The organism is Variovorax sp. OV084 (assembly GCF_900111625.1).
GTDB lineage: Bacteria > Pseudomonadota > Gammaproteobacteria > Burkholderiales > Burkholderiaceae_C > Variovorax.
The window spans coordinates 20,104-30,368 of the sequence record NZ_FOII01000035.1; the positions used below are offsets into that span (position 1 = coordinate 20,104).

The 10,265-nt window shown below is 66.6% G+C and carries 7 protein-coding genes and 1 pseudogene; all 8 read right to left on the reverse strand.

Features of this window, described 5'->3' with window-relative positions; all coding sequences use genetic code 11:
• Window positions 1-5: 5 nt before the first annotated feature.
• Window positions 6-434, reverse strand: coding sequence for a hypothetical protein (locus BMW87_RS33885; RefSeq protein ID WP_093082823.1), 429 nt, complete (start codon window positions 432-434; stop codon window positions 6-8).
• Window positions 435-448: 14 nt separating this feature from the next.
• A complete protein-coding gene (locus BMW87_RS33890; protein ID WP_093082825.1) occupies window positions 449-2,818 on the reverse strand; it encodes a type VI secretion system Vgr family protein in 2,370 nt (789 codons plus the stop codon).
• A 20-nt stretch (window positions 2,819-2,838) separates the two neighbouring features.
• Window positions 2,839-5,568: a type VI secretion system ATPase TssH gene (gene tssH / locus BMW87_RS33895; protein ID WP_093082828.1), complete on the reverse strand. Its 2,730-nt coding sequence runs from the start codon at window positions 5,566-5,568 to the stop codon at window positions 2,839-2,841.
• The gene (gene tssG, locus BMW87_RS33900) at window positions 5,565-6,770 is read right to left on the reverse strand and encodes a type VI secretion system baseplate subunit TssG (RefSeq protein WP_093082830.1); all 1,206 of its coding nucleotides are present in this window, start codon (window positions 6,768-6,770) and stop codon (window positions 5,565-5,567) included. The genes tssH and tssG overlap by 4 nt, the downstream gene beginning before the upstream one ends.
• Window positions 6,767-8,638 (reverse strand): type VI secretion system baseplate subunit TssF, encoded by a 1,872-nt coding sequence (gene tssF, locus BMW87_RS33905; RefSeq protein WP_093082833.1) that lies wholly within the window; start codon window positions 8,636-8,638, stop codon window positions 6,767-6,769. Before tssF ends, tssG begins: the two co-directional genes overlap by 4 nt.
• On the reverse strand, window positions 8,639-9,166 hold the full coding sequence (gene tssE, locus BMW87_RS33910) for a type VI secretion system baseplate subunit TssE (RefSeq protein ID WP_042673168.1): 528 nt from the start codon (window positions 9,164-9,166) through the stop codon (window positions 8,639-8,641). It abuts the gene before it with no gap.
• An 11-nt stretch (window positions 9,167-9,177) separates the two neighbouring features.
• Complete coding sequence (locus BMW87_RS33915) at window positions 9,178-10,038, reverse strand: type VI secretion system accessory protein TagJ (protein ID WP_093082835.1); 861 nt, start codon at window positions 10,036-10,038, stop codon at window positions 9,178-9,180.
• Window positions 10,039-10,166: 128 nt separating this feature from the next.
• Window positions 10,167-10,265: pseudogene (locus tag BMW87_RS35655) on the reverse strand (type VI secretion system tube protein Hcp); the annotation flags it as partial.

Consider the following 10,265-nt stretch of genomic DNA (forward strand, 5'->3'; position numbering starts at 1 on the left):
CTGCTTCAGCGCACCGGCTGATCGATGGCGATCTCGCGCGAGACCGGGTCGAAGCGCAGCTTCACGGAGCGCCCTGGTGCGAAGTCGGCGAGCTTCACCGGGCTGATCGGGGCGACCAGTTCGGTCTCGTAGGCGGGCAGTCCGCCCTCAGGCCGTACCTGGAACTTGAGCCGCACGAGGATATAGATGCGCTCGACCCGCATGGCCGTGTCATAGCTCTCGAGCACCACCCCTACGGCCGGCTGGCCCGTGCGAAGCACTCTTTCGGCGCGATCCGTCCCCATCACCTGGCGGTTGACCACACTCTGCTGATCTATCACGCGGAATACATAGCGCTTGGCCAGCGTAGTCAGCACGGACGGCAGCAGCACGACGACAGCGATGATGACGATCAGATACCAATACTTGGTGAACCACACGACGAAAAGATCCAACACGCGCTCCAGGCTCAGAGATAGACGGTGATGCCCCTGGGGTTCACCCTGATTTGGGAGTAGTCGATTTTTGTCGCCGGGTTGTCCGTCGTGAAAAGCGTCCGGGTGGCGGTATAGAGGCCGATCGCACCGCTGGCGGAATACATGTCGAACTTGTTGATGGCGCCCGTGAGCGAGTAGGCGTTGAAGCCCAGGTTCTGCGCGGCAACGCTGACCACCCTTCCGTTGGCGAAGACGGCGAGCCCGTTGATGCTCACGTTGATCCCGTTGATCCCCATGTTGAAGCCCTTGAAGGCAATGCCCCAGTCCGTGAAGGTCACCTTCTTGGCCGACTTGTCCTCCACGTGAGGGGCATCCAGGATGATCTTGGTCGGTGACTTGACCGAGATGTCCGCCGCGGTGCTTTCCAGGTTCATGGGGCCATCCGTCGTCGCACTCAACGACGTGTTCGCGTGCACCTTTTGTGCCCCCTCGACGAGATAGTCCTCGTCGCCGTGGACCGTCACCTTCTTCCCCTTGGTTTCTTCGGTGTACAGGCCGACCACCTTGGTGGTCTGGGGACCGGCAATGTCTTCCTTGAGCGACGTACCGATGATCCGCTCTTCACCGCTGTCTACCGTGTCTGTGCGCTTGCCGGTGACATGGATGGTCTGGTTGCCGATGACGTCGACCTGCTGGTCGCCGCCATCCACCTTGATGAACTGGTTGCCGCCGTTGACGGTGATCGTCTGCGGCCCGCCCTTGTTCACCGTCAGCGTGTGCGGCCCGTTGACCGTCTCGTTGAGCGAGGTGTTGGTCGTGTAGGTGTCCGCGCCTTCGATCAGCGTCTCGCGCGTGCCGTCCACGGTGTGCGTTTCATTGTTCTCTACGCTGAGGCTGAAGTCCTTCTGCGCGTGCATCTTGATCGACTCGCTGCCGGGGTCGTCGTCGATCACGAAGTGGTTGGCCAGTTCGCCGTCGCCCTTGATGGTGCGGCTGATGAAGCCGCTGACCGTCGCCTTGGCCGGCAGTTCGAGCGGGGGCATCTGGTCGGCGTTGTAGACACGGCCGATGATGATCGGCCGGTCGGGGCAACCGGCGATGAAATCGACGATCACTTCCTGCCCCACGCGCGGGTGGTTCACCGCGCCGAAGTTGGAGCCCGCCCACGCGCTCGACACACGCACCCAGCACGAGCTGTCCTCGTTGCGCTGGCCGTAGCGGTCCCAGCGGAACTGCACCTTCACGCGGCCGTACTTGTCGATCCAGATGTCTTCCCCGGGCGGGCCCACGACCGTGGCGGTCTGCGGGCCGTGCGTGGTCGGCATCCGCGTGACGCGCGGCGCGCGGAACGGAAACGACGTGGGCTGCACGTCGAAGTCGAAGCTGTAGAGACCGTCGGGGCTGCCGGTGGCATAGCCGCCCTCGCGCAGGTTGTACGTCACCGAGACGATCAGGTATTCTTTGTTGTCCTCGTCGCGCGGCGCGTTCTGCATGCTGAAACGGTAGCCGGGCGCCATGCCGCGCACGTTGGAGTGACCGGTGTCCACCTCGGCCTGCGCCTGCGCTTCCTCGAGCCGTATGCGCGCGTAGTGCTCGCCATCCCCGGCGTCGCTGTAGCCGCCGAGCCACTCGTACATCTCGTAGCGGCCGTGATCGTTCTCCCGCGGCTGGCTGCGCGTGTTGAGCAGGTCGGCCTTGGGCTTCTTGAAGTCGAAGTCGTCGACCACGAAGGTGCCGGGGCGAATCTCCTCGGTCACCTCCCACTGGTCGATCACTTCGCGGCCCGTCTCGCCCGCGCGATCGGTGGCGAGGTAGCCGATGCGCGGGTAGCCCGGCAGCGTGTCGTGCGCACCCATGTCGTCGGCCAGCACCAGCGTGTGCTGGTTCTTCTCGTGCTTGAAGTAGTAGTAGATGCCCTCGTGCTCCATCAGGCGGCTCACGAATGCGAAGTCGGTCTCCTGGTACTGCACCGAATAGTCGCGCTGGCGGTAGGTGGCGCTGAGCTTCTTCTCGAACGCGAACCCGTACTCGCCGAGCACTTCGTCCAGGATGTCGACCACCGACTTGTTCTGGAAGATCTTGCAATCGCTGGTGCGCGTGAGATACCAGAGCCAGGGCCGCACCAGAGCCCGATACACCACATAGCGCGACGAGCTCTCTTCGCGGCCGATCATCGTGAAACGCGTGATCTGCCCGTTGAGGTAGCGCGGCGTCCCGTCGATCGTCACGATCTCGAGAGTGAGCGGCTTGCCGAGCACCGCCTTCATGTCGACGGAAGTGTTGGGGCTCAGCAGGTCCACTTCGAACTCGAAGAGCTCCGACAGCCCTTCCTTGCCGTGCATCGAACGGAACAGCAACTGGTCCGGTGCAAGCGGCGTGTGTGCAGTGACGACTCTGGCCATGTGATGCTCCCTTTCTGCGCTCAATGTTCGAAGAATTCGTAGCGGAAGTCGTCATCCGCCGCACTCAGTTGCACACTCGCGAGCTTGCGCGCACTGACCGTGGCCCCGATGACTTCCTCGCTCAGCCTTGGAAGGATCGTGTGCGTGAGGATCGCGTCGATCATCCGGCCGCCCGATTCGATGGCGGTGCAACGGCGCGCGACGAGTTCGACGGCGCTGTCGTCGTAGGCCAGTGCGATGCCGTGGTTCGCCTGCAGGCGCGTCGCGATGCGATCGAGCTGCAGACGGATGATGCGATGCAATGCCTCTGCGTGCAACGGGTAATAAGGCACTACAACGAGGCGGCCGAGCAGCGCGGGCGCGAACACCTTGAGCAGCGGCTCGCGCAGTGCGGCAGCCAGCGGCTCGGGGTCGGGGCGCAGGGTCGGGTCTTCGCACAGCTGCATGACCAGGTCGGTGCCGACGTTGGAGGTCATGATGATCACGGTGTTGCGGAAGTCGATGTGGCGGCCCTCGCCGTCTTCCATCCAGCCCTTGTCGAAGACCTGGAAGAAGATCTCGTGCACGTCGGTGTGCGCCTTCTCGATCTCGTCGAGCAGCACCACGCTGTAAGGCCTGCGGCGCACGGCCTCGGTGAGCACGCCGCCTTCGCCATAACCCACGTAGCCGGGCGGTGCGCCCTTCAGCGTGGAGACGGTGTGCGACTCCTGGAACTCGCTCATGTTGATGGTGACGAGGTTCTGCTCGCCGCCATACAAAGCTTCAGACAATGCCAGCGCTGTCTCGGTCTTGCCCACGCCCGAGGGGCCGCACAGCAGGAACACTCCGACGGGCTTGTTGGGGTTGTCGAGACGTGCGCGCGCGGTGCGTATGCGGCGCGAAATGGTCTCCAGCGCATCGGGCTGCGCGACCACGCGGGCCGAGAGAATTTCGCCGAGCTTCAGCACCGACTGCGCGTCGTCGCGCACCATGCGGCCGATAGGAATGCCGGTCCAGTCGGCCACCACGGTGGCGATGGCTTGCGCATCGACGGCCGCGAGGATGAGTGGCGATTCGCCCTGCAGTTGCACGAGCTTGTCCTGTGCTTCGTTGAGTTCGGCGCGGATTTCCTCGGGCGTGCGCTGGGGTTCAGCGGACGGTGTGTCGACATCCGCATCGACATTCGCCTCGCCGGCTTCTGCCGTCTCCGCCTGCACCGGCACCGCCGCCGGCGACAGCTGCTTGCGCAGCGCCACGATGCGTTCGACCAGCGTGCTTTCTTCCACGCGCCGCGTCTCCAGCAGATCGAGCTCGGCCTGCGCCGCAGCCACCTGGACCGCGATGTCTTCCACGCGCTGGTGCTCGCCCACGCCAATGGCTGCCTCGCGCCCCGCGATGCCCGACTCGATGCCCAGCACCTCGATGCGGCGCTGCAGGTCTTCGATGGCGGCGGGTAGCGCATGCTGGCTCAGCGCCACGCGTGCGCAAGCCGTATCGAGCAGGCTCACGGCCTTGTCAGGCAACTGCCGCGCGGGAATGTAGCGGTGCGACAGGCTCACGGCCGCCTCGAGCGCAGCATCGAGAATGAGCACGCCGTGGTGCTTCTCCAGCTCGGCCGAGATGCCGCGCAGCATGATCACCGCCTTGGGCTCGGTGGGCTCGTGCACCTGGATGGTCTGGAAGCGCCGCGTGAGCGCCGGGTCTTTCTCGATGTACTTCTTGTACTCCGACCAGGTGGTCGCGCCGATGGTCCGCAGCCGCCCACGCGCCAGCGCCGGCTTGAGCAGGTTGGCCGCATCGCCGGTGCCGGCCGTGCCGCCTGCGCCCACCAGCGTATGCACCTCGTCGACGAACAGCACGATGGGCTTGGGACTCTTCTCGACCTCGTCGATCACCTGGCGCAGGCGCTGTTCGAACTCGCCCTTCACGCCCGCACCAGCCTGCAGCAGCGTGGGGTCGAGCACCCACAGCGACACGTCTTTCAGTGAAGGCGGCACGTCGCCCGCGGCGAGGCGCGAGGCAAGGCCCTCGACCACTGCCGTCTTGCCGACGCCGGCCTCACCGGTGAGCAGCGGGTTGTTCTGGCGGCGGCGCATGAGGATGTCGATGATCTGTCGGATCTCGTCGTCGCGGCCGTAGACCGGGTCGAGCTCGCCTGCGCGTGCCTTGGCGGTGAGGTCGCTCGCATACTTGGCGAGCGCCGAACCACCTGCCGCGGGGCTATCGCCTTGGTGGTGCGCGGCAGCGGCTGCGCCGCCGGCCGCGACGCCGCTTGGTGCGGCATCGAAGTCGTCTTCAGGCGAGCCTTCGGTCCATGCAGCGAGCTGCGCCACCAGCACGTCGGGCACGATCTTGTCGAACTCGCGCGAGATGCCCGAGAGCACCTGGCGCAGCCCCGGCGTCTTGATGATGCCCGCGAGCAAATACGCACCGCGGATCGAGGTAGCCTCGAAGCGCAGGCTCGCATAGACCCACGCGCGCTCGACGGCGTTGTCGACGTGCTCGGAGATGTCGCTGATCGACGTGGCACCGTGCGGCAGCCGGTCGAGCGCACGCACGAGGTCTTGCTCGACCGCGTCGAGGTTGAGCCCCGCGCGCTTGATGATGCGCAGCATGTCGCTGTCCTGCAGCTGCAGGATCTGGTGCAGCCAGTGCACCAGCTCGACGTAGGCATTGCCGCGCAGCTTGGCGAAGGCGGTGGCGGTCTCCAATGCCTTGTAGAGCATCGGATTGAGTTTCGAAAAGAGAGAGACGCGGCGGATGTCGGTCATAGAGCCATGGAGGAAGATGCGGGCGCGGCAACGGGTGCCGCCGATGCGGAACGGGAAAACAATGCTTCGGGCTGGAACACCATGTCGCCGGCGTCGGTGTCCGACAGGCGCGTGCCGAGCCAGCTGCCCCAGCCGAGGCGCTGGTTGCTGTTGAGCCGCATGCCGTGCGCGTCCTGCTTCTTGAGCACGAGCCGCAGGTCCCACGCGAACTCGATGCCGACGTACTGGCGCACCCAGTCGACCACTTGCTGCAGTCGCTTGCTGCCCGGCAGGAACTCGCGGAACTCTTCCTGCGAGAGCGGCCCGAGTTCGAGGCGGAACTTGCTCTGCGCATCGCGCACCGCAAGGCCGATGGTGGCGCCGCCGCCGAGCCGGTGGTTGCGGCCGGTGATGCCGATGCGGCTGACCTGACGCTCGTCGATCATCACCCAGTCGCTCACGAACTCATCGACGCGCACGGGCACGTCGAAGTAGAGCTTGAGGATCTGGATCAGGCCCTCGGGGTTGCGCGTCTGGCGCACGAGATGGCCCGCCATGAAGGTGCGCGCGTGGTCGGCAATGCGGTCGCGCTCCTTGAGGCCGGGCTGCCCCATGTTCATGAGGCTGGCCACGTAGTCGACGAAGCGGTGGCCGTCGGGGCGGTCCAGGCTGTTGACCGATTGCGCGTCGGCCCAGGCCCGGTAGAACAGCAGGATCAGCCGGTGATGGAACAGGTCAGCGAACGCGCTGATGGTGTTGTCGGCGTGATGCCGCTTGCGTTCGCGCGCGTACTCCGTCAGGTGCAGCGGCAGCGGACCGTTGGGGCCGAACAGGCCGAAGCCGTAGATCGAGATACGCGGCGGGCCGTCGCTGTCGACATCGACGCCCGACACATTCGAGGGCGCGAAGGCCATCGAGGGCTCCTGCCCGAGGCGCAGCGGCTCGTCGAGCGGGCGCGGCGCGCGGCCCAGCAGCGGATGGTCGCCCTGCGCGTCGAGCCGGCGCAGCAGCATGAACAGGTCGTGCTCGAAGGGCTGCTCGACCAGCTTGGCCCAGAGCACGGGATCGGCCTGTGGCACGCCGCGCCGCGCCGCAGCACCGTACGCAGGCTGCACAGGCTGCGCGATGTCGTGGCGAGCCTCGGCCGCATCCAGCACCTCCTGCGCTTCCCCGGCTGGCGCCGTGGCTTGCTGCATCCCGTCGGTGAAGCCGGTTTCGCTCATACGGCGGGGCGGCGTCCCACGCGCGGAGTCCACCGCGCGATTTCGCCGCGCTGCAGACTGGACAGCGCGAACTCGGTGAACGCATTGAGCGACACGTGCCGGCTGAAGAACTGCTCCAGCACGGCGCCGAAAAGATACGGGCTCGCGCCCGAGAACGCGACCTCGTCGATCTTCAGCGCAATCTCCACGCCGCGCCCGAACACGATGGGGCCCGGCTCCGGCAGGCGGCGGAACACCGGCGCCAGCGCCATCGAGCGCACGCCCTGGATCTGGCGGCGCACCGAAGGGTCGGCGAGGTTGCCGTACAGGTCGAGCATCTCGCGCAGCGCGGCCGCGCCCTGCGCCGCATCGACATCGGTGAGGCTCAGGTAGTTCAGGCCCAGGTGGCTGATGAGGCGCCACGTCAGCGCGCCTTCGGCCAATGCGGGGTACGGCCGCGAAGGCCCGCGCAGGATGCGGATCGATCGCACGGGTGCCGATACGCGCAGCGTGAAATCTGACTCGAGCCCGGTCGGCAGCAGCAGCGGCAGGTCGCGGTTGGTGCACAGCGCGTCGAGCGTGATGTGCCGCAGGCTGTGCGGAAACGGCGCGTCGTGCTGGTCGACCAGCGACACGTAGACCTCGCTGCCGGTGTAGCTGGTGCGCGTACCCTGGGCGCGTGCGCGGTCCGACACCAGGCGCGGCTCGCGGCGCAGCGAGAAGTACGCGCCGAAGTCGCCGTCGTCCGCCGCGAACGAACCGAGGAAGGGCCGGAACTCGCGCTCTTCCGAGCCGTTGGCCATGTGGCCGGTGACGCGCTCGACGGTGAAGATCTCGAAGTCGCGCGGACGCGTGCGGTCGATCACCGCATGGTGCTCATGCTGGCCCGGCCCAACCGGAATGCGGTCACTGCGGCGCGGCACGAGGTTGATGATGGGTGTGCAGAACAGCGAGAAATGCTTGGCGTCTACCAGCCGTTCGAGGTCGCCGTCGGCGCGGTCGAGCAGGATCACGATCTCCATCGTGGTGCCGCTCATGGCCTGCACCGCCGCGCGCAGCTTGTTCACGCTGAAGAACAGGTAGCGATCGGGAAACGCGAAATACTCGTGCAGCAGGCGGTAGCCCTGGAAGGAGCGCGCGTCGTAGGGCAGCAGCGCCTGGTCAGGGTCGAAGCCCTCGTGCCTGATGGCCTCGTCGCCCAGCGGCACGATGCGCGCCGTGCTGCCCGGCCCGCTGCGGCACACGACGCCGATGCTGTGGTGCGCCGCGAGTTCGAGCACGCGCAGCGCATGCAGCTCCGCACCCGAAATAAAGAACTCGAGCCGGTCGAGCGGCATGTCGGCAAAACGCGCGCCGCCCACCGCTTCGAGCTTGATGGTGATGGCGCTCTTCGCCTGCCGCGCAGCCATGGGCATCGCATGCGCGATTTCCGCGGGCACCGGGCCGATGCCCGCGTCGGCGATGCGAATGGGCCACAGCGTGACGGCATGGCCGGTGCGGAACTCGCAGGCTGTCTGCTCGCCCTTGATCATTCGCCCGCGCAGGATGGTGTGGCGCGGCAGCTCGTAGCCAGCCTTCAGCGAGCCTTCGTTGAGGTTGCCGTCGATCTGCACCACGGCCATGGCGGGCAGCGGCGCGAGGAAGTTGGGGTACACCACTTCGAGCAGCCGCTGCGAGAAGCGCGGAAACTCCGCGTCCATCTTGAGCTGGATGCGCGCGGTGAGAAAGCTGAAGCCTTCGAGCAGGCGCTCCACGTACGGGTCGCTGACCTCGATGCCGCGCATGCCGAGGCGGCCCGCAATCTTCGGGTAGCGCTGCGCGAACTCGGCCCCGAGCTCGTGCATGTAGGTGAGCTCGCGGTTGTAATAGTCGAGCAGCCTGGCATCCATTCAGAGGCCTCCGGTGGGCCGCAGCACCATGTGCCCGCTTTCGAGGTCGAGCTCCGAGCGCAGGATGAATTCGATCGGGTACGGCACCGACCACAGCGTGCCGCGGATCTCCAGCGCGAGCAGGTTGTGGTGTTCGAGATCGGTGGCGTCGGTCACGCAGCGCACGTCGATGCTGTCTTTCATGATGCGCGGCTCGAAGTCAATGATGGCCGAGCGGATGGCCGCTTCGACGTCCGCGAAGTCGACCTCCGACATGCGGCCGCCGGCCCAGCCGCGCACGCCGAAGTTCAGCACCGAGCGGCGCGCGCGCGGCATGGTGTTGATGTTGTGGTCCGCACCGAAGTTGGTGGTGTTGAGCAGCCACTGCAGATCGCGCAACACCGAGTCGCGCAACAGCCTGCCGCTCATGAGGAAGGCGCCCGCGCGCTCCTGGCGGGTCTGCGGCGTCTTGTCGGTGAGGCGGTCGAGCAGCACCGGCTGCAGGCGGTCGCGCGCGACGCTTTCCTGCTGGTCGCCGTCGGTGTCCATGATGCTGCTCATCAGGTCGCGTCCTCGCGCGAGAACTCGATGAGCCGCAGGTCGAGCAGCGAATGGTCTCCGGCCTCGCTGATCAGCGTGCGCTGGCCGAGGCCCGCGTATTGATCTTCGCCGGCCAGCGGCAGCCAGTCGGTGCGGCGGCCCAGCGTGGTTTCGTCGTCGAGGCCTTCGAGCGAGCCCGGATAGCGCACCGGCACCAGGCCGTTGAGCGCGCGGCCATCGTGCAGCTCGAATTCAGCTGGCGCCCACAGCAGGTCGACCAGGTGTTGAGGGCGCGAGAACTTGATGCGGCGCACTTCGGGCAGGGGCAGCCATGCATAGCCCGAGGGCGTGAGCAACTCCAGCACCGCGCCGATGCGCACGTCGCCGTCGCACAGCCACGCGAAGATGCTGCGCTCCACCGGTTCGCCGTCGAGCGCCTGCACGGCGCGCGAATCGGAGCGGTCGACGCTGGTGAGCGCGCCATGCAAGGCGGGCGCGGCCTGCCGCGCGGTCTCGCGCAGGGCGGCGGCTTCCTCGGCACGGTCGGCCGGCAGGGCCGCGGCAGCGATCAGCTGTTCGACCCATTCCGCGTTGCCGCAGATGATGGCCGGAGCGCGTCCGCCGGACCAGAAGTCGCTGCGATGCCGTTCGCCCGAAAGCGCCATCGAACAGGTGACGCTGGCGGGAGTGAAAGTGGGGTCGAGCTTGGTGGCGAGCTTGAGCTGGTCTTCAGCCCGCTGCCATTCGCCGCGCAGCGCGAGGAAGTGACACAGGGCAAGACGCAAGCTTGCATTCTGGGGATTGGCGCGGATCTGCCTCTGTACCCATTCGGTGTGCTCGGCCACGGAGCGTTCGCCCAGCACTGCAAACCCATCGCCCATGAAGCTTCCTCGCTGACTGAATGGCACACGGCGCGAAAGGCCTGTGTGCGAAGGACGGCCGTGGAGGCCGTCGGGAAAAACGTCGCGGCCGGCCCGCTGGGCCGGCCGCGCATCGGGGAAAAAGGAAATCAGGCTTCCTTGTTTTCCTTGATGTTCCAGCCCAGCACCGTCTCGGCGCCCTTGCCGCCCTTGTCGGTCTGTTCCCAGTACTGCTGCTTCACCTTCGC

Bases quoted from the DNA above. Each gene is read 5' to 3' on its own strand.
- BMW87_RS33890 (WP_093082825.1), bottom strand. From the start codon at position 2,818: ATGGCCAGAGTCGTCACTGCACACACGCCGCTTGCACCGGACCAGTTG.
- tssH (WP_093082828.1), bottom strand. From the start codon at position 5,568: ATGACCGACATCCGCCGCGTCTCTCTCTTTTCGAAACTCAATCCGATG.
- tssG (WP_093082830.1), bottom strand. From the start codon at position 6,770: ATGAGCGAAACCGGCTTCACCGACGGGATGCAGCAAGCCACGGCGCCA.
- tssF (WP_093082833.1), bottom strand. From the start codon at position 8,638: ATGGATGCCAGGCTGCTCGACTATTACAACCGCGAGCTCACCTACATG.
- tssE (WP_042673168.1), bottom strand. From the start codon at position 9,166: ATGGACACCGACGGCGACCAGCAGGAAAGCGTCGCGCGCGACCGCCTG.
- BMW87_RS33915 (WP_093082835.1), bottom strand. From the start codon at position 10,038: ATGGGCGATGGGTTTGCAGTGCTGGGCGAACGCTCCGTGGCCGAGCAC.